We start from the raw sequence: 19243 nt of genomic DNA, 5'->3' as shown, positions 1-19243 counted from the left end.
TAGGACGCTAACGCTGCATAGCGGCCCACGCTTTCTGCAAGCGTTTTACCGACACCGGCGCGGGGGTGCGCAGCTCTTGCGCAAACAGTGCAACCCGCAATTCCTGCAACATCCAGCGGAATTCTTCCAGTTGGGCGTCACTCGCGCCTTTCAGCGCCTGCCGGGCACGCTGATACTGTGCGAGCAAGGGCGCCATGTCGGACATGTTACGCGCATCGCGGGCCGGGTCAGCGCGCAGCTTGTCTATACGCACATGGGCCGCCTTGAGATAACGCGGAAAATGCGCCAGGCGCTCGTAAGGTGTGTCGCGCAGGAAGGCCGGCGTCATCAAGGCCGCTTGCTGAGCCTGTATGTCTTCATAGGCGGCCTTATGAGGTTTGGCCTGAGGCAACTTCTTAGTTAAAGTGCTCCACTCAGTGAGAATGGTGGCGGTCAGACGTGCAATTTCCTGCACTATCAGGCCAAGACGGTTGCGCCCTTCTGCCTTGCGGGCCTCGAAGGAAGCCTGGTCAGTGGGCCAAGGCTCGGCCATGAAAGCCTGAGCGATGCCGCAATCAATGATTTGATCGCGCAGCGCTTCTTGGGTGCCCAAGCTCATGTACAACATGCTCATACGCGTCAGGTCTGGAATGTTTTTTTCCAAAAACTTGACCTGATCACGCAAGCCCAAGCGGAACAAACGGCACAAACCGCGACGATGGTGGCGCCTGGACTCAGCCGGGTCATCGAAAACATCCAGTTCACAATGGCTGCCTTCATCCACCAGCGCTGGGTAACCAATAAACGACTGCCCTTTTCGTTGAATTTCCATGATTTCCGGCAACTCACCGAAAGTCCAGTCAGTCAGGTTTTCGTGGGCCAGGGCTCGGGCCACCTCCTGATCGCGCCCTGCCACCATCTGGAACGATACCTGGGCATCGCGTCCATGTTCTGCTTTGAGCTGATCCAGGTTACGCCCGCCCGACAACATGCGCCCGTGTTCATCGACCACTTTGAAATTCATGAACAAGTGCGCAGGCAGGGTTTCGAGCTTGAAATCGCCGCGCTGCGGCCTGACTTTCACCTGTTGCCACATATCCTGAGCGATGGCGTCCAACAAACTCATGCCGGGGTCACTGGCCTGATCGAACCAACGCTCGACAAAACCGGCCGCGTATTCCGGCAGGGGTACGCAATGGCGGCGCAGTTTCTGCGGCAGCGATCTCAGCAGTAAATGGGTCTTTTCCTTGAGCATGCCCGGCACCAGCCATTCGCAGCGCATGGGGTCGATGCGGTTCAAAGCGAATAAAGGCACGGACAGCGTCACGCCGTCGCGCAAAGAGCCCGGTTCAAAGTGATAATCCAGCGCCATTTCCACACCCTGCCAGACCACCTTCTTGGGGAAGACATCGGTGGTGATGCCAGCTGCATCGTGGCGCATGAGTTCGTCGCGGCTCAGCTCCAGCGCCTTGGCCTCACCGGGCTTCAAGCGTGAATACCAGCGTTCGAGAGTGGCCGTCTGGAAAACATCCTCGGGAATGCGTGCATCGTAAAACGCGTAGATGAGTTGGTCATCGACCAGAATGTCCGGGCGACGCGTCTGGTGTTCGAGTTTTTCGATAGATGCCATGAGCCGACTGTTATGCCGCAGAAAAGGCAGTTTGCTGTCGATTTCCCCTGTTACCAGGGCGTCGCGAATAAAGATTTCGCGAGCCTGCCGAGGGTCAATGCGCCCGAAATGCACACGCCGTCCCGCATAGACGGTCAGCCCATAAAGCGTGGCGCGCTCGTTAGCCACCACCTGCCCGGCTTTTTTCTCCCAACGGGGGTCAGACCAATGTTTGCGTAAGAGATGAGCCCCAGCTCTCTCCACCCATCGCGGATCTATTTTAGCTATACATCTTGCATACAACCGAGTGGTTTCCACCAGCTCTCCCGCCACAATCCAACGGCCTGCTTTCTTGCCCAACGCTGAACCCGGGTGAATGTGGAAACGGATATCCCTAGCCCCCTGCCAAACGCCGCCTTCTTCGGCCTTGGTACCGACATTACCCAACAATCCCGTTAGCAGCGCCATATGAACTTGTTCATACGTGGCTTGCGCTTCGTTAAGCCGCCAGCCTTGCTCACCCACTAACGCGGCAAGCTGGCTGTGCACATCGCGCCATTCGCGCAATCGCAGCGGTGATAGAAAGTTCTGGCGTAGCTGAGCCACCAGTTTGCGTTGCGAAGCCTTGTGCTGGACCTGTTCGGCATACCAACGCCACAACTTCAGATAAGACAGGAATTCTGAACGTTCGTCGTTGAACTTGGCATGCGCGGCATCCGCCGCTTCACGTTCTTGCATGGGGCGGTCACGCGGGTCCTGGACAGAAAGCGCCGCCGCTATGACCAGCATTTCCGTCAGGCATTGATGATCGCGCGCGGCGAGAATCATGCGCCCCACCCGAGGGTCCACCGGCAGGCGTGCTTGTTCTCGCCCTATGGCGGTTAGGACATTGTTTTCATCCAGCGCCCCCAGTTCCTGCAACTGCTGGTAGCCGTCGGCCACGGCACGGCCCGCCGGTGCATCAACAAAGGGAAAGGCTTCGATATCGTCTAGCTTGAGCGCCTTCATGCGCAGAATCACCGAAGCTAATGAGGAGCGCAGCACTTCCGGGTCGGTGAAAGCAGGCCGTGACTTGAAATCGGCCTCGTCGTAAAGACGCAGGCATACACCCGGGCCAATACGGCCGCAGCGCCCCGCCCTCTGGTTGGCCGATGCCTGACTGATAGGCTCGATACGCAACTGCTCTACTTTGTTGCGCCACGAATAGCGTTTTACCCGCGCCAGCCCGCTATCGACGACGTAGCGTATGCCGGGCACAGTCAGTGAGGTTTCTGCCACGTTGGTAGCGAGCACGATACGCCGACCACTACCCTGTGGGCGGAAGATCCGTTCTTGTTCAGCCTGCGACAGCCGCGCATACAGCGGCAATATCTCGGCGCCTGGCGGATGATGTTTGCGCAAGGCTTCGACCGATTCGCGAATCTCCCTCTCACCCGGCAGAAAAACCAACACGTCGCCCGGGCCATGGCGGGCGCACTCATCCACGCCTTCCACAATCGCATCGATGAGGTCACGTTCCTCATCGCGACTGCCCCGCCCGCCGGCCTCTTCATCTTTATCGTTCTGGATGGGCCGGTAGCGCACTTCAACGGGATACAGTCGCCCCGACACCTCAATGACCGGTGCCGGCTTACCCGCCATACTGAAGTGTTTGGCGAAACGATCGGCATCAATCGTGGCCGAGGTAATAATGAGCTTGAGGTCGCTACGCTTTTCCAACAGGTTTTTCAGAAAACCCAGCAGGAAGTCGATATTCAAACTGCGCTCATGCGCCTCGTCGACAATAATAGTGTCGTAGCGCCGCAACAGCGGGTCGCGCTGGGTTTCGGCTAGCAAAATGCCGTCTGTCATCAGTTTGACCGCCACATTGGGGCCGCTACGGTCACTGAAACGAATCTGATACCCAACCCAATCACCCAGTTCGGTATTCAGCTCCTCTGCAATGCGCTTGGCTACCGACGTCGCAGCAAGCCGCCTGGGCTGGGTGTGGGCGATCATCCGCTTGCGTCCCCGCCCAAGCTCCAGACAAATTTTCGGCAACTGCGTAGTCTTGCCGGAACCGGTTTCACCGCAGACAATGACTACACGGTGTTCATCAATCGCCTTGGCAAGCTGTTCGCGATGCGCGCTGACAGGCAGATCTTCAGGGTAATGAATGGGCGGCGGCTCGCGATCCAACCTGGGAGGCATCTCTGCCCGAGGGCGACGCGCCGGGCGATTCCGGCCTTCTGGAGCGGTTTTGAGTGGGTTATCTGACAATGGTGCAGTCTTTTGCATGAAACCAATTCGGTCTGAACAACCGCTTATTATAATTTTCCTCTTGTTCCGAGGCCCTTTTACATTGCAACACGTATGACCACAGCCGACAGCGAAACCTATTCCGCAGCCGTAGCCCCTGAATTCGCCCCCGCACAATTCGTGCGTTGGTTCAGGGAAGTTGCGCCTTATGTCCACGATTTTCGCGGCAAAACGTTTGTCGTGGCATTTGGTGGCGAACTCGTGCGCGACGGCGTACTCAACCCGCTCATTCAGGATCTCTCCCTGCTGTCGGCCCTAGGGGTGAAGCTCATCCTGGTGCATGGCTCACGCCCACAGGTCAATGAGCAGCTTCAATTGAAAGGCTACGACATCCGCTTTGGGCGCGGCACCGAACCCACAAGCCCTGCGGCGCTGGAATGCGCCAAGGAAGCCGCGGGGGAGATCCGGCTGGATATCGAAGCGGCTTTCAGCCAAGGCTTGCCTAACACGCCTATGTCACATGCGCATATTCGCATTATTTCCGGCAACTTCGTGACGGCGCGCCCCGTAGGAATTATCGACGGCCTGGATTACGAGCATACCGGCGCCGTTCGTAAAATCGACATCAACGCCATTAAAGCAGTGATCAACGAAGGGGCTATCGTACTCCTATCGCCGCTGGGCTTCTCCCCAACCGGCGAAGCCTTCAATTTAGCCATGGAAGATTTAGCCACTAGCGCAGCCATTGCACTACGGGCCGAAAAACTGATCTTCCTCACTCAAGACAGCCTCATCAGAGATGCCAACGGCAACGCCATCACCGAATTGGCCCGCGCCGAGGCCGACCGCCTGCTGGCGGACGCCGAACTGGATGAAGACACCCAAGCCTTTCTTACGCACGCCTCCCGCGCTGTGAAGCGTGGTGTGGCTCGCGCCCACTTGCTCCCTTACACGCTGGACGGCTCAGTACTGCTAGAGATCTTTACCCACGACGGCGTTGGCACCATGGTGGTCGAGGATACGCTTGACGATCTGCGCCCTGCCGAGGTCGACGATATCGGCGCCATTGTGCAACTCATTGAGCCGCTGGAAGCCGACGGCACCCTGGTACCCAGAGGACGCGCTGTTATTGAACGCGACGTTGAAAAATTCTCCGTACTGGAGCACGACGGCGTGATTTACGGTTGTGTGGCCGTGATCCCCTTCCCTGAAGAAGAAATGGCGGAAATGGCCTGCCTGATCGTGCATCCGGAATGGCAGAGCGAAGGCGAAGGCGAAATGCTGCTGCGCCACGCTGAAATGCGAGCTCGTTCCAAAGGCGCACGTCGCTTGTTCGTACTCACCACACGCACGTCCCATTGGTTTATGAAGCGCGGTTTTGTACGCGGCAGCATTTCCGACCTCCCCAAGGAACGACAGCTCACTTACAACCGTTCACGTAACAGTCTCATCTTTATCAAGCGGCTGTAAACCTTAACAAGCCCTATAGCGCCCTACCCGCCTGCACCGGCAATTGGGGCGCTACAATAAGCTTTAAAGCGCCATGGCTCGCCTGTCGCGCCATGGCTCGTCTCATTCTCACTTGATTAAAGGTGTACTGCATGACTCGCATGGTCAACTGCGTCAAGCTCAAACGCGAGGCCGAAGGGCTGGAATACCCCCCCTACCCTGGCGACCTGGGCGTCCGCATCTGGCGGGAAGTCTCCAAACAGGCTTGGGCTGACTGGATCGACATCCAGACCCGGCTGGTCAACGAAAACCGTCTGAATTTGGCTGATGCGCGTGCACGGAAGTATCTGGCTCAACAGATGGAAAGTTATCTGTTTGATGACCGCGACATCGAGGCCCAGGGCTACGTTCCGCCTTCAGCAGAGTAAGGTCAAATGAAAACCGGCGTATCGTGTTAATTGCACGATACGCCGGTTTTTTTATGCACATAGATCATTGCAGCGTTTCTGGCGCCCCCAACATCGGCTGAGGGTTAGACGGCTCAGTTACCTTTGGACTCCGCCTCAGGCTGTGCATGACCCGTAGCTTCCTCTGCATTGGCACTCGCACCTAACGGACTGGAATCGGAATCTTCCAGTTCGCCGCGGGCAGCGCGTTCGGTGTATTTCAGGCCTGTGTGACGCACGTCGTCGCCGCGCACCATGTAGATCACCCGTTCGGCCATGTTTTTAGCATGGTCGCCAATGCGTTCAAGCGCCCGTGCAATAAAGACGAGCTCGATGGATTTGGAGATGCTGCGCGGGTCTTCGATCATGTAAGTGACCATGTGGCGCAAAGCCGCCTTCCACTCTTTATTGACTTCCTTGTCGTTGCGCACCACCCTGGCGGCTGCGACGGGGTCATGACGCGCAAAGCTGTCCAGCATGTCGCGGATCATTAGGGTGACGTCACGGGCCATGTGGCGCAATTCCACCACCGGTTCGTAGAGAGAATTAGCTTCGTGCAAACGACGCGCCACTTTGGCGATTTTTTCTGCTTCGTCGCCACAGCGCTCCATGTCAGTCAGCATCTTGGACACCGACAACAGAGTGCGCAAGTCGACCGCAGTAGGCTGATGGCGGGCAATCAGCAAGCCGATGCGCTCGTCGATCTCGACCTCATGTTGGTTGACAATGCGCTCATGCTCACGCACCTGCTCAACCAAGTTGAGATCACCCGTTTGCAGCGCCTCAACGGCATCCTGAATCATGGTTTCAACCACACCGCCCATCTCTAGAAACTGGGAACGTACAGCTTCGAGGTCGGCGGAAAACTGCCTGTTGGTATGCTCGGTCATAACACTCTTTGATCGCGAATAGGATAAGAACCCACACTGGACAACCCAGCGAATAGATGTTGTAAGGGTAGCACCTAATTATGACGCTTATGTGTCTTGAATGACAGCGCCCGGGCGCTCAATTCGGCGCACCCCCTGCTGCGAGGATACCAAAGCCAGATCAGCACCAGAAATCGCAAACAGGCCGCAGCACACCACCCCGGGGATATCGTTGATGCGTGCTTCCAACTGGGCAGGCGCTGTGATGCGCAAGCCGGAGACGTCAAGAATCTCGCAACCATTGTCGGTAATAAAACCCTGGCGCAACCGCGGTTCGCCGCCCAATTGGCGCAACTGCCGGGCTACCGCCTCGCGCGCCATGGGAATCACTTCAACAGGCAAAGGGAAAGCGCCCAGTGTCTCGACCAGCTTGGATTCATCGACGATGCATACAAAACGCCGGGCCACGGAAGCAACGATTTTCTCGCGGGTCAGCGCACCGCCCCCGCCCTTCATCATGCTCATGCCCGGGTCGATTTCATCCGCACCATCCACATACAAAGGCATGTCCTGCACTTCGTTGAGGTCTACCACCGTGATGCCGTGATCACGCAGGCGCTGGGTACTCCGCTCAGAACTGGAGACTGCGGCGCGGAAACGGTCACGATGGGTGGCAATGGCATCAATGAAAAAATCGACAGTTGAACCCGTCCCCACCCCCAGCACGGAATCCGGGCTCAGGCAGGTCAACGCGTATTCTGCGGCGGCCTGTGCCACATTACGCTTGAGATCATCTTGTGTAAGCATGGTGCATCCTTTGATTTTTGAAACATTGCGCCGCCGTCCGGGTTCGGGCGGGCCTTCATCCGCCCAGGCGCTCCAGGTACTTTTTCTCGGTAAAGCCCACCGTAACGCTGCCATCGGGCCAGACCGCTAGGGGACGACGCACCAATGCAGGGAATTCGGCAATCAAGGCCTGCCATTGTTCATCGGAAGCGGCAGCCTTGCGATCCTCCGGCAAGTTTCGCCATGTCATGGAAGCCCGGTTGACGAGCTTCTCCCAGCCACCTAGTTCAGTGCTCCACTTCAGTAAATCTGCAGCAGGTAAGGGATGGTCGCGATAATCGACGAAGGCGGCATCCACACCGCGTTCCTGCAACCAGTTCCTGGCCTTAACGCAGGTCGAACACTTGGTGAGGCCGTAAAGCGTGGGGGTGGTCATGATGAGGCTCCTTTGCGATTCTGAACACGATGCGCGATCACCACAAAGACGGCGACCAGCAGCATGAAAATGGTGGCTAGCGCGTTGATTTCCGGCTTAAGCCCCAACCGAACACGGGAGAAGACCTCCAGCGGCAACGTGGTGTGGCCCGGCCCTGTAAGGAAGGAAGCAATCACAACATCATCCAATGACAAGGTGAAAGCCAGCAACCAAGCCGCAACCAGTGCCGGAGCGATAAGGGGCAGAACCACCTGGAAAAACACTTTAATGGGTGTGGCGCCTAGATCGAGCGCAGCCTCTTCCAGAGAACGATCGAGGTCACGGACTCGCGACTGAATAATGACCGACACATAGGCCATACTCAGAATCACATGCCCCACCCAGATGGTGAAAGCGCCATTGCTACTTTCCCAGCCCATGAGATCGCTCAGTTCGACAAACATCAGCAACAGGGAAATACCCAGCACCACTTCCGGTATGACCAAGGGTGCGCTGGCCAGCCCGACAAACAACGCGAAACCGCGAAAGCGCCCCATACGCGCCAGCACATAGCCTGCCCAGGTGCCCACCACAACCGCCGCCGTCGCAGTAAAAGCGGCAATCACCAGCGAAAGCCGGGCTGCTTCAAGCAAAGCCCGGTCGTTAAAGAGCTCGTGATACCAGCGCAGCGAAAAACCTGTCCAGGTAGTCATCATGGCCGAGTCATTGAATGACAAGACCATGAGTACCAAAATAGGCCCGTATAGAAATGCGTACCCTAGCCCCAGCACCAGAGCTCGCAGGCGGGAATCTGGTTTAGCCATTGCGACGCCCTCCTTTGAACTCTAATTGGCGGGTCTGGCCATATTGGAAGAACACCAGCGGAACCAGCAGCAACAGCACCATTACGCAGGTTACGGCAGCGGCCATGGGCCAGTCGCTGTTATTGAAAAATTCCGTCCACATGACCCGGCCTATCATCAGCGTGTCGGCGCCTCCCAGCATTTCCGGGATGACGAATTCCCCCACTGATGGGATGAATACCAACATCGAACCGGCGATCACGCCCGGCATGGACATGGGCAACGTGACTGACACGAATGCCCGCCATGGTCGAGCGCCAAGATCGTAGGCAGCTTCCAGCAAGCGCACATCCAACTTCACCAGGTTGGCATAGAGCGGCAGAATGAAAAATGGCAGATAAGCGTAAATCAGCCCAATGTACACAGCCAGATCGGTGCGGTAGATTTCCAGCGGTTGGTCGATGAAACCCAAACCCATCAGCAAGTTATTCAGCAGCCCATCGTTGCGCAAGATGCCGATCCAGGCATACACACGCAAAAGCAGTGAAGTCCAGAAAGGCAGAATCACGCCGATCAGCAGCAGGTTGCGCGTAGAGGGCTCTGAGCGCGCAATGTAATACGCCATGGGATAGCCGATCAGCACGCAGCACAGCGTAGTGATGGCGGCCATTTTTACACTATGCAGATAGGTCGCGATATACAGGCTGTCGCTGAAAAGCAGCGCATAGCCGCGCAAGTTCAGCACGACATTCAGCGTGTAGTCGGTAAATTCAACCAGTGCCGTATAAGGCGGAACGCCAAACTGCAAATCAGCAAAACTGATTTTCAGCACCAGCAAAAAGGGCAGCAGCAGAAACAACACCAACCAGACAAATGGCGGCGCAATCGTAAAAATGCGCCGCCAGGCCACGGGTGTGCTCAGAAGGCGGGGCGTTTTCATGATGTCAGAACCGTCGCGCTGTCGTCAGACCAGTCGATATAGACCTCTTCACCCACCGACGGCGCGTCGTTTTGTATCATGGCCAGACGCGGCACCGACGCCTCGACCTGCTTGCCGGAATCCAGGCGAATGAGATAACGGGCATAGCTGCCCATCCACGCCATGTGGCTGACCATGCCATGGCTCCAGTTGTACTCCCCTTCCGGCTGCTGACGGTGCACGCGGATGCGCTCGGGCCGAATAGACACGTGCACTTCCATGCCCAGTGGCTCGCTGACGCCATGGTCCACGTATAGGGGGCGGCTGAGCTGTTCGCTTTCAATCTGAACGTGATCCGCCTCGTCAACCGTAATCACACCGCTGAAAAGGTTAGTGGAGCCGACAAAGTCCGCAACAAAACGGGAGTTCGGAAAGTCATAGACTTCCTGGGGTGCGCCGCACTGCACGATCTGTCCTTCAGACATCACGGCCATGCGATGCGCCATGGTCATGGCTTCTTCCTGATCGTGCGTGACCATAATGCAGGTCACACCCACTTTATCAAGGATCTTCACCAACTCGATCTGAGTGTTCTGGCGAATTTGCTTGTCCAACGCCGACATGGGCTCGTCGAGCAACAGCAGCTTGGGCCGCTTCACCAGACTACGCGCCAAGGCCACACGCTGCTGCTGACCGCCCGAAAGCTGGGCCGGCTTGCGCCGCGCGTAAGCGCCCATCTGTACGAGGTCCAGCGCCTCATAAACACGGCCATGAATTTCATTACGCGGCACGCCTTCCTGCTTAAGACCGAACGCCACATTGGCCTCGACCGTCATGTGAGGAAACAGCGCGTATGACTGAAACATCATATTGACCGGACGCTTGTAAGGCGGCAACACGGTGATGTCTTCGTTGTCGAGGAAAATGCGCCCGGAGGTGACTTCTTCAAAGCCTGCCAGCATGCGTAGCAAGGTGGATTTCCCACAACCTGAGCTACCTAAAAGGGCGAAAATTTCCTGCCTTTCCACAGCCAGGCTGACAGACTGCACCGCCACGACATCGCCATAGATCTTGACGACATCCTCTACGCGGACAAAAGCGTCCGCTGCTCCCGACCAGGGAGCTGCCGAATGATTCTGGCTCATGTGCTTAGCGGCCTGTTTTAAGTTCGTTCCACATGCGGCTTAAGTCGCGCTGCAAACGCAACGACTGCGGCTTGATCACAAACAAGGTGCGCGTAACCTCTTCATCGGGATAGATCATGGGGTTATCCGCCACTTCCTTGATCACATGCTCACGCGCAGCCTTGTTAGCATTGGGATAGAACATCGTGTTGGTGATCGCCGCGTGCACTTCAGGCGTTTCGATGTAGTTAATGAAAGCGTGAGCAGCATCCACATTGCGCGCATCCTTGGGGATGGCCATGGTGTCGAACCATACGGGCGCCCCACCGTCGGGAATGTAGTAATTGATTTCATAGTCGCGATTGGCCTCGCGAGCGCGAGCCCCCGCAATCATGACATCGCCTGAAAAGCCGTACACCATGCACAAATCGCCCGCGGCCAGCTCGTCGATATAACCCGAGGAGCTGAATTGACGGATATAAGGCCGGATACTTTTCAGAAGCTCGAGCGCTTCGCGGTAATCGGCGATATTTTCGCTATTTGGGTCTTTGCCCAGGTAATGCAAAACGGCCGGAAACACCTGCGCGGCTTCATCCAGCATGGAAATCCCGCAAGCGCGCAACTTTTCGGCATTTTCAGGCTTGAACAGCATATCCCAGCTGCCCAAATTGACATCTTCGCCCATGATTTCGCGGACTCGGGTCACGTTATAGCCCAAGCCATTCGTGCCATAGCCCCACGGAATCAGGTATTCGTTACCCGGATCGACGGTTGCCACCACTTCCATAATGGCAGGGTCGAGATGCTCCCAATTGGGAATCTTCGACTTATCCAATTTTTGAAATAAACCGCCCTCAATCTGACGGGCGGCATAGTGCGTGGACGGGACCACCACGTCAAAGCCCGATTTTCCAGTCAGTAACCTGGCCTGCAAGGCGTCGTTGCTGTCGTACACGCTGTAATTGACCTTAATGCCCGTTGCTTTTTCAAAGCCCGAAATTGTGTCGGGAGCCGTGTACTCGGCCCAGTTGTAGACATTGACCTCTTTATTCTGGGCCGCCACGGTTACAGACGCCGCAAACAACGCCAGACCCAGTGCGGAACGCAGACCCATGCTGAATTTCATTTGCCAGCCCTCGGACAAAAGTGAAAAGTTCAAAAAAAGTAGTAAAAGCGAAACGGATGATTACCGGCCCACGGCGCGCGTCAGCTTGGCATAGCTGTGGTTCAACCCATCCCACCAACTGATACCCTGCGCTCCAGCCACTTTGGCCAACGAACGCCGCAACCGAAGAAGGTTTGCATTGCGCCGTTCCAGCGACAGCACCGGCCGAGTGGCTTTATCAAAATCGATAAGCCAGGCTCGACCATCTTGATCGAGCAGAATATTGTACGCATTCAAGTCGGCGTGCCATACGCCTTGCTCGTGCATCGCATAAATTGACCCTGCAACCTGTTCACAATCAGCAACATCAAGCGCCGAAGCAAGCGCTTTGACATCATGCAAACGCTCGACAAGGATGGCGGCTCGATACGTGACGCCGCTCTTCCAGTAGGCTGCCGCGTAGGGGCGAGGTACGGGCATCCCGGCCTCATACAGAGAACGCAGTACATCGAATTCATTCAGACTACGCACCCGGTGCGTTCCCGCCCAAAAATATCGGTTATCTGACACCCGGGCAGCCCATCCGCCGCGCCGGTAATGGCGCAACACCGCATCGTGCGCGCCGCACCTCACATACCAGGCGGCGGCACGCCCCCCTTCAGTGACGGCCTGAGCCTGCAGGGACACCGAGGCGGGGTCGAACAACCATGACTCGGGCTCGGTAACGATTTTGGCATCGTAGCGTATGACCGCAGAGCCCGATTCACGTTCCTTGACTGCAAGCAATTCTCTCATGCGACTTCTCTTAGGGTAGACAGGGGTGAAGCACTCAATACGCCGGATAGTGCGAAGCGCCCAGCCAGCAGCGCGGCCGCCACACCAGCGATTATTCCTACCGGCCAAGGCCACCATACGGCAACCAGCTCAACTTGGAGGGCCCTCTCGGCAATCACCCAAGATAAGGCTACTGCTGCGCCCGCCGCCAATGCACCTGCAAGCGCGCCGCATAGCAATAACTCCCTGAGCAAGGCCGCCCGCAACACGTTAGCCTGCGCACCCAAGGCACGCATGACGGCCACTTCGCGCATGCGTTCATCCCGTGTCGCATGCAGGGCCGCCGCCAATACCAGAACCCCGGCCGCCAGCGTGAAAACAAATAGCAACTGTACAGCGCTGACCGCACGGCCCAGCATCTGCCTGACTTGTGTCACGATGACGCCCACATCAAACACCGTAATATTAGGATATGCCTGAACGATGCGACTTTTTAGTGCATCGGCAGATGGCGGCACATGCAAAGACGTAATGTAAGTGGCCGACGCGTTCTCCAGCGCCACCGGGCTTAACAAGGCGAAGAAGTTAACCTCGAAGGAATCCCAGCGCACTTCGCGCAAGCCGCTCACCACGACATCAACACGGTTGCCCGCCACGTCAAAGCGCATCACGTCGCCGACATCGACGCCTAGCGACTCTGCCATGCCGACCTCCAGGGCCACTTCGGGCGCCTTTGGGTCGAGCCAGCGGCCAGCCACCATGGCATTGGTTTCCGGCATGTGCTCAGCCACTCCGAGGTTGAACTCACGATCAGCCAGCCGCTGAGCCCGCTCATCAGTGTAGTTGTCGGGATGCACCGGTTGGTCATTGATGGCAACAAGGCGGCCCCGTACCAGAGGATGGACCCAGGGTTGCGGGAGCCCTGCCTCCAGAATCAACCGTGCAACACCCCCCGTTTGATCGGGCTGTATGTTGATTAGAAAAACGTTAGGGGCATCGGGCGGCAGACTCTGCTGCCAACTACGCAGCAAGTCACCTCGCAAGACACCCAGCAGAAGCAGCAGCATCAACCCCAGGGCCAGGGCACATAACTGGGCGGTAGTGAGGCCGCGGCGCCGTGCCATGCCCGACAACGCAAAACGCCATGCCAGGCCGCCGCGAAAACGACCACGATAGCGGTTCAATACCCAGACCAGCCCCAAAGCCACCAGTGCGAAGACAATAAATGCCGCGGCAAAGCCCAGCACCACTATCAGACTGGTGGACAAATCACCGGATGTCCAGGCAATAAGCAGCAAAAAAGAGACGATTCCCACCGCATAGGCCAGCCACCTGCGACGCCCGCCTGCCCGAGCATCGCGACGCAGCACCCGCGCTGGAGGCACGTGTCGCAGGCTTGCCAGGGGGGGCAAAGCAAACCCAAGCAACAGCAGGCAACCGCTGGCCCACCCTTGCAGCGCGGGCTTCCAGGTCGGTGCCGGCAAGGGAACATCCAGCCAGCCCGCCAACATATCCACCAGGCCATAATGAGCCAGATAGCCCAGCGCAATACCGGCTGTCGCACCGGCCAACGCCACGAGCGTAAATTCCACCCACAGCATGCCAAGCACCACGCCACGGCTCGCGCCCAGGCAGCGCATGACTGCCACGGCGTCTGTGTTGCGACGCGTGTACTGACGCGCAGCCAAACCGACTGCAATGGCGGCCACCAGCACTGACAATAGTGCGACCAACACCAGGAAACGCTCTGCGCGCTCTATCACCCCAGTGACTTCAGGCCGACTATCTTCCAGCGTGCTCAGGCGCTGCCCTTTTTCCAGGCGCGGTTCCAGCCATTGCCGGTAATCCCCCACTTGTGAGGTCTCGCCCACCATGAGCAAATAATGTTGAACACGGCTGCCCGGCCCCACAAGCTTAGTGGCCGGCAGATCAGAAAAATGCATCATGAGCCGGGGCGCGAGATTCACAAATTGTGTGCCACGGTCCGGTTCGTGACGAATGATTCCTGCCACCTCCAGCCGCAAATCACCGATTTCCAGGGTGTCGCCAGTATGGGCGCCCAACATGCTCAGTAGTTGCTGATCCACCCACAGCATGCCTGGGCGCGGCCCCCGCTGGGGCACGCCTTCAAAATCATCAGCATTAGCGGCGACCTGCAAGGTTCCGCGCAGCGGGTAAGCATCGTCAACCGCCTTAAGCGAAACAAGCGTACCGGCATCGCCGTACATGGCCATGGAAGGAAACTGTACAGCGTGGCCAACGTCGAGGCCGTGTTGGCGAGCTGCCGCGATAAATTCTTCTGGAAAAGGCTGAGCAGAGCGAAGCACGAGATCGCCCCCCAACATTTGCGCTGCATCACGTTCCAGCACCTGACCCGCCCGATCGGCCAAAAAACCAACACTGCTGATAGCGGCCACGGCAATCATCAGCGCGAGTAGTAAAAGCCGCAGCTCGCCCGCGCGCCAATCACGCAGAAAAGCCTGGATACCCATGCGAAAAAAAGGGGGTGGGAACGTGGAGCTCATCGGGCGCTAAGCAACAACAGAACCATGATGACCAACAGCATACAGGCAAACGTCAGCTTTAATCGTGACTCCGGCAGCTTATAGGCCAGCCGTACGCCATGCGGCACAAGCAGCATGCTGCCTAAGGCCATGGGAATACCCATTAACCAATCGGCTTGCCCATGTGCGGCGTAAGTGCCCAATGCCACAATCGTCCCGGGAATAATCATGGCCAGCCCGATGGCTTGCGCCCGCGTCTGCGTCAAACCGTACAACGTAGTCAGCAAGGGTACGGCAACGACGGAGCCTCCCACCCCAAACACCCCTCCCGTCAGCCCCGCCAGACAGCCAATCGGCACATACCAGAGCGGGTGCAAGGCAGGGGCGGTTTTGACGGGTTCAGTCACATTGCGGCGTTTGCTGGCCGTAACACCGCGCTCATGGCACCAAACCTGTACCAAATAGAAAACCGCGATCCCTAAGACAAAAAATGCGTAGATGCGCCGCAGCAAAGTGGAGTCCACACCCAGCGCAAGTCGGGCGCCAAGCCAGGTGAAAACGATGGACGATAGCGCAGCCACCGTCACGGCTTTAAGGTTGATGCGATCGTGCTGGTTGTATTTGCGCACAGTGAGCATGATGGCTGGCAACACCATAATCAGCGATGTTCCCTGAGCCATCTGCTGATCCATGTTGAAGATGAGTCCCAGCAGGGGGATGGCCAGCAGCCCGCCCCCAATGCCCAGCACGCCGCCCATAAACCCGATTGCCGCACCCGCCAGCAGGCAGCCCATTACCAACACATACCAGTCCACTTGCGCAACCTTTTGTTCGTGAATATTTTTACGGCACGGCCTTCAACGCAAGCGCTCCATGGCTGCCTCGATGCGATCTACCGGGATGATTTCCAAGCCCTCAATGGGCTGACGCGGGGCATTCGCCTTGGGAATCAAGGCCATGCTGAAGCCCAGCTTGGCAGCTTCCTTCAGGCGCTCCTGACCGCGTGCGGCGGGACGAATCTCCCCCGCCAAGCCGACTTCGCCAAAAGCCACCATTCCCGGCGGCAGCGGCCGGTCGCGCAATGATGACATGATGGCCAACAGCACGGGGAGGTCGGCAGCCGGTTCGGTGATCTTCACCCCTCCCACTGCATTGACAAAGACATCTTGATCAAATGTGGCTACACCCGCATGACGGTGCAAGACCGCCAGCAACATCGCCAAGCGAGTGCCTTCCAAACCCACCGTCAGACGACGCGGGTTAGGCACATGCGCCGCATCCACCAAGGCCTGGATTTCTACCAACAAAGGACGCGTGCCTTCCTGGGTGGCCATAATGCATGAGCCGGCCACGTTCTGACCATGCTGGGAAAGGAACAGGGCCGAAGGGTTGTTGACGCCTCGCAGGCCGCGGTCTGTCATGGCAAACACGCCCAGCTCGTTCACGGCGCCAAAACGATTCTTGAAGGCACGGATCAGCCGGTACGATGAGTGCGTATCGCCTTCAAAGTACAGAACAGTATCAACAATATGTTCCAGTACCCGTGGCCCGGCCAGAGTGCCGTCTTTTGTGACGTGGCCGATGAAAACGAGAGTCACACCGCTTTGCTTGGCAAGACGGGTGAGTTGAGCCGCACATTCGCGCACTTGCGACACCGACCCGGGCGCTGCACTCAGTTCGCTGGAATACAAGGTCTGGATGGAATCAATCACGGCCACGGAGGGTTTCTGCGTGGTGATGGCATCCATAATGGCTTCAAGACGAATTTCCGCCAGCAGCTTGGTCCCTTCAGTGGGCAGGTCGAGACGACGCGCTCTAAGCGCAACCTGTTCGGCGGACTCTTCTCCCGTGACATAAAGCACGGGTACCACTCTGGCCAGTGAAACTAAGGCCTGTAGCAAAAGCGTGGACTTTCCAATGCCCGGATCGCCGCCGATAAGCACCACAGAGCCCGGCACCAAGCCACCGCCCAACACCCTGTCGAACTCGCCAATGCCGCTAGGCTGACGCGGTAGCTCGCGTGCTTCAATCGCCGACAGCTCTTGAACGGGCGTGCTGCCCGCTAGCGGCGCATAACGGTGAGCGGGGGTGGCGGCAGCCAGGCTTTCGGTCAAGGTATTCCAAGAGCCGCAATGCGGGCACTTTCCAAGCCATTTGGCGGATGTTCCGCCGCATTCTGAACAGACAAAGGTACTACGTGCTTTGGCCATGCTTGCCTCAGTAACGGCCGGGCACGCTGCTGCCGCCGTCCACACCCAGCACTTGGCCTGTGATAAACCCAGCCTGTTCGCCCAGCAAGAAGATTACTGCTGAGGCGATTTCGTCGGGTCGGGCAAAACGCCCCATTGGCACTTTAGCCAGCACATTCTGCTCCTGCTCGCTGCCTGCGGGATGTGCGGCGCGAAAGGGTTCGGTTTCAACCGGGCCGGGCGATACTGCGTTCACGGTGATATCGTACGGCGCCAGCTCCAACGCCCAAGTGCGAGTACAGGCGATCAGGCCTTGCTTGGCGGCTGCATAGCTTGTGTGGCCGTACGCACCCTGGCTCAGGTGGCCACAGACGTTCACCACCCTGCCGGCACGACGCGCCTTCATGGCTGCCACAAAAGCCTGGGTCACCTGTACGGCCACTCGAACGTTGATGTCGAAAGACTCATATAACTGGGCCAACTCAATTTCGCCCAGCGGCGCATGGTCGAGTGCGCCGACATTATTGACGATGCCATCCACCGGGTATTTTTCCCGGATGACACGCAACACCTCTTCGGTTTCACCTGCATTAGTCAGGTCGCAGGCGTACAGATACCCCGGAAAGTCAATGTCCTGCGTGTGGCGCGCCAGCCCCACCACGTGGCAACCTAGGTCGGCCAGCCGCCGACTGATGGACCAGCCAATACCTTTCGTGGCGCCCGTTACCAACACACACTTGTTCTTCATTCATGCTCTCCTGAGTTCGGTTCAACGCGCAAGACCGGCTCAATGCGGCGCGGAACGCGTGGCGCCAGCGCACACAGCAGCTCGTAGCCTACTGTGCCTGCTGCCTCGGCCACCTCGTCAACAGACGGCCCCCCTTCGCCCCACAACACCACACGCGAGCCCACGCCCGCCGAAGCGATGTGGGTGAGATCAACAGCCAACATATCCATGGACACGCGCCCCAACAAACGGCTGGGCTGCCCGGCAACCGTGACAGGCGTACCGGTACCCGCATGGCGCGGATACCCATCGGCGTAGCCGCACGCCACGATACCCACCCGTGTAGGCTGACTCGCCGTAAACAGATGACCATAACCGACGCTGCTTCCAGGCTGGCAATCTTGCACGCCGATGATCCGAGCTTCCAGTGTCATGGCTGGACGCAGACCAAGCTCACTCGCGCTGCGATGTGCATAAGGCGAAGAGCCATACAGACAAATGCCCGGCCTCACCCACTGAGCGCGTGCTTCGGGAAGCTGAGTCCAGAGCGCTGGAGTCAGAGTCGCGGCAGAATTACAAACGCTGACCGGCCCCTGCATGTCTGACGTCAAGGCCAGAAAAGCGCTTAGCTGTTCCTGGGTAACGATAGGATCGTCGTCGGCACGAGAAAAATGCATCATCGTGCCCAGTTCGCCCACCACCCCTTTTTTTTGTAACGCCAGCAAGCGTTGCCACGCTTGGACAGCCGCCTGCGGTGCAAACCCGAGGCGATGCATGCCGCCATTGACCTTTAGGTTGACGCGAATCGGCTGGGAAGGCGATGACTGCTCAAGCATGCGCAGTTGCGCTTCGTCATGAACACTGACCGTGAGCCGATGAGTATCTACAAAAGATATATCCTCAAACTCAAAAAAACCTTCCAGCAGCATGAGCGGGCCCTGCCAGCCCGCTTCCCTGCAGGCCAGCGCTTCGTCAAGATCCAGCATAGCCAGACCGTCGGCAGCGGTGAAGCCCGCAAGGCCTTGTGCCAGGCCATGACCGTAGGCGCCCGCCTTGATCACGGCCCACACTTTGGGAGCAGTGCGACCTGCCTGACGGGCATCGGCATTCAGACCGGCTACCACCTGATTGAGATTGTGTTGCATGGCCGGTACGGAAATCGTGGCCATTATGGGGCGTGGCATGCGTCTCCTCGAACTTCGCTCAAAGTTACCATTGCGAAGTCTAAACCACTTGTGACGTCTGCGCTAAGGCGCGTCTACGCCGGTCGCACACAAAGCCTGATGTCGGACAGCTTATACTTGGCT

Annotated in this window: 16 protein-coding genes; 2 read left to right on the top strand and 14 right to left on the bottom strand. The window is 57.8% G+C overall.

Annotated elements, in window-relative coordinates:
* Positions 1–7: 7 nt before the first annotated feature.
* Positions 8–3865 carry an ATP-dependent RNA helicase HrpA gene (hrpA, locus tag VRY85_RS08940; protein WP_414598236.1) on the bottom strand — a complete coding sequence of 1286 codons (3858 nt, stop codon included), beginning with the start codon at positions 3863–3865 and terminating at the stop codon, positions 8–10.
* Positions 3866–3940: 75 nt separating this feature from the next.
* Between hrpA and argA the strand changes: the two genes are divergently transcribed.
* Together argA and VRY85_RS08930 are read left to right on the top strand one after the other, a co-directional pair.
* On the top strand, positions 3941–5296 hold the full coding sequence (gene argA, locus VRY85_RS08935) for an amino-acid N-acetyltransferase (RefSeq protein WP_414598235.1): 1356 nt from the start codon (positions 3941–3943) through the stop codon (positions 5294–5296).
* A 131-nt stretch (positions 5297–5427) separates the two neighbouring features.
* On the top strand, positions 5428–5703 hold the full coding sequence (locus VRY85_RS08930) for an oxidative damage protection protein (RefSeq protein WP_414598234.1): 276 nt from the start codon (positions 5428–5430) through the stop codon (positions 5701–5703).
* A 113-nt stretch (positions 5704–5816) separates the two neighbouring features.
* Here the strand turns inward: VRY85_RS08930 and phoU are convergent, their stop codons facing one another.
* The 13 genes from phoU to alr form a co-directional block, all read right to left on the bottom strand.
* Positions 5817–6611: a phosphate signaling complex protein PhoU gene (phoU, locus tag VRY85_RS08925; protein WP_414598233.1), complete on the bottom strand. Its 795-nt coding sequence runs from the start codon at positions 6609–6611 to the stop codon at positions 5817–5819.
* Between the two features lie 87 nt (positions 6612–6698).
* Positions 6699–7397, bottom strand: coding sequence for a ribose-5-phosphate isomerase RpiA (gene rpiA / locus VRY85_RS08920; RefSeq protein WP_414598232.1), 699 nt, complete (start codon positions 7395–7397; stop codon positions 6699–6701).
* Positions 7398–7452: 55 nt separating this feature from the next.
* Entirely contained in the window at positions 7453–7812 is a 360-nt protein-coding gene (locus tag VRY85_RS08915) for a Spx/MgsR family RNA polymerase-binding regulatory protein (RefSeq protein WP_414598231.1), read from the bottom strand.
* Complete coding sequence (locus tag VRY85_RS08910; protein ID WP_414598230.1) at positions 7809–8615, bottom strand: ABC transporter permease subunit; 807 nt, start codon at positions 8613–8615, stop codon at positions 7809–7811. Before VRY85_RS08910 ends, VRY85_RS08915 begins: the two co-directional genes overlap by 4 nt.
* Positions 8608–9534, bottom strand: a complete 927-nt coding sequence (locus VRY85_RS08905) for an ABC transporter permease subunit (RefSeq protein ID WP_414598229.1) — start codon at positions 9532–9534, stop codon at positions 8608–8610. Before VRY85_RS08905 ends, VRY85_RS08910 begins: the two co-directional genes overlap by 8 nt.
* Positions 9531–10658, bottom strand: coding sequence for an ABC transporter ATP-binding protein (locus VRY85_RS08900; protein WP_414598228.1), 1128 nt, complete (start codon positions 10656–10658; stop codon positions 9531–9533). The genes VRY85_RS08905 and VRY85_RS08900 overlap by 4 nt, the downstream gene beginning before the upstream one ends.
* A 4-nt stretch (positions 10659–10662) precedes the next feature.
* The gene (locus tag VRY85_RS08895) at positions 10663–11763 is read right to left on the bottom strand and encodes a polyamine ABC transporter substrate-binding protein (RefSeq protein WP_414598227.1); all 1101 of its coding nucleotides are present in this window, start codon (positions 11761–11763) and stop codon (positions 10663–10665) included.
* Between the two features lie 60 nt (positions 11764–11823).
* Positions 11824–12537 (bottom strand): 3-deoxy-D-manno-octulosonic acid kinase, encoded by a 714-nt coding sequence (locus VRY85_RS08890; RefSeq protein WP_414598226.1) that lies wholly within the window; start codon positions 12535–12537, stop codon positions 11824–11826.
* Positions 12534–15041 (bottom strand): ABC transporter permease, encoded by a 2508-nt coding sequence (locus tag VRY85_RS08885; protein WP_414598225.1) that lies wholly within the window; start codon positions 15039–15041, stop codon positions 12534–12536. Before VRY85_RS08885 ends, VRY85_RS08890 begins: the two co-directional genes overlap by 4 nt.
* A complete protein-coding gene (locus tag VRY85_RS08880; RefSeq protein ID WP_414598257.1) occupies positions 15038–15814 on the bottom strand; it encodes a sulfite exporter TauE/SafE family protein in 777 nt (258 codons plus the stop codon). The genes VRY85_RS08885 and VRY85_RS08880 overlap by 4 nt, the downstream gene beginning before the upstream one ends.
* A gap of 63 nt (positions 15815–15877) precedes the next feature.
* Positions 15878–17230, bottom strand: coding sequence for a DNA repair protein RadA (gene radA, locus VRY85_RS08875; protein WP_414598224.1), 1353 nt, complete (start codon positions 17228–17230; stop codon positions 15878–15880).
* A 7-nt stretch (positions 17231–17237) separates the two neighbouring features.
* Entirely contained in the window at positions 17238–17957 is a 720-nt protein-coding gene (locus tag VRY85_RS08870; protein ID WP_414598223.1) for an SDR family oxidoreductase, read from the bottom strand.
* Positions 17954–19120 carry an alanine racemase gene (alr, locus tag VRY85_RS08865; protein WP_414598222.1) on the bottom strand — a complete coding sequence of 389 codons (1167 nt, stop codon included), beginning with the start codon at positions 19118–19120 and terminating at the stop codon, positions 17954–17956. Before alr ends, VRY85_RS08870 begins: the two co-directional genes overlap by 4 nt.
* Positions 19121–19243: the final 123 nt, after the last annotated feature.

Source organism: Achromobacter sp. F4_2707, from assembly GCF_047501535.1.
Taxonomy (GTDB): Bacteria; Pseudomonadota; Gammaproteobacteria; order Burkholderiales; family Burkholderiaceae_B; genus Yanghanlia.
The sequence above is the reverse complement of the archived record's forward strand: the minus strand, read 5'-3'. Positions and strand labels throughout refer to the sequence as shown.

Bases quoted from the DNA above. Each gene is read 5' to 3' on its own strand.
- hrpA (WP_414598236.1), bottom strand. From the start codon at position 3,865: ATGCAAAAGACTGCACCATTGTCAGATAACCCACTCAAAACCGCTCCA.
- argA (WP_414598235.1), top strand. From the start codon at position 3,941: ATGACCACAGCCGACAGCGAAACCTATTCCGCAGCCGTAGCCCCTGAA.
- VRY85_RS08930 (WP_414598234.1), top strand. From the start codon at position 5,428: ATGACTCGCATGGTCAACTGCGTCAAGCTCAAACGCGAGGCCGAAGGG.
- phoU (WP_414598233.1), bottom strand. From the start codon at position 6,611: ATGACCGAGCATACCAACAGGCAGTTTTCCGCCGACCTCGAAGCTGTA.
- rpiA (WP_414598232.1), bottom strand. From the start codon at position 7,397: ATGCTTACACAAGATGATCTCAAGCGTAATGTGGCACAGGCCGCCGCA.
- VRY85_RS08915 (WP_414598231.1), bottom strand. From the start codon at position 7,812: ATGACCACCCCCACGCTTTACGGCCTCACCAAGTGTTCGACCTGCGTT.
- VRY85_RS08910 (WP_414598230.1), bottom strand. From the start codon at position 8,615: ATGGCTAAACCAGATTCCCGCCTGCGAGCTCTGGTGCTGGGGCTAGGG.
- VRY85_RS08905 (WP_414598229.1), bottom strand. From the start codon at position 9,534: ATGAAAACGCCCCGCCTTCTGAGCACACCCGTGGCCTGGCGGCGCATT.
- VRY85_RS08900 (WP_414598228.1), bottom strand. From the start codon at position 10,658: ATGAGCCAGAATCATTCGGCAGCTCCCTGGTCGGGAGCAGCGGACGCT.
- VRY85_RS08895 (WP_414598227.1), bottom strand. From the start codon at position 11,763: ATGAAATTCAGCATGGGTCTGCGTTCCGCACTGGGTCTGGCGTTGTTT.
- VRY85_RS08890 (WP_414598226.1), bottom strand. From the start codon at position 12,537: ATGAGAGAATTGCTTGCAGTCAAGGAACGTGAATCGGGCTCTGCGGTC.
- VRY85_RS08885 (WP_414598225.1), bottom strand. From the start codon at position 15,041: ATGAGCTCCACGTTCCCACCCCCTTTTTTTCGCATGGGTATCCAGGCT.
- VRY85_RS08880 (WP_414598257.1), bottom strand. From the start codon at position 15,814: ATGGGCTGCCTGCTGGCGGGTGCGGCAATCGGGTTTATGGGCGGCGTG.
- radA (WP_414598224.1), bottom strand. From the start codon at position 17,230: ATGGCCAAAGCACGTAGTACCTTTGTCTGTTCAGAATGCGGCGGAACA.
- VRY85_RS08870 (WP_414598223.1), bottom strand. From the start codon at position 17,957: ATGAAGAACAAGTGTGTGTTGGTAACGGGCGCCACGAAAGGTATTGGC.
- alr (WP_414598222.1), bottom strand. From the start codon at position 19,120: ATGCCACGCCCCATAATGGCCACGATTTCCGTACCGGCCATGCAACAC.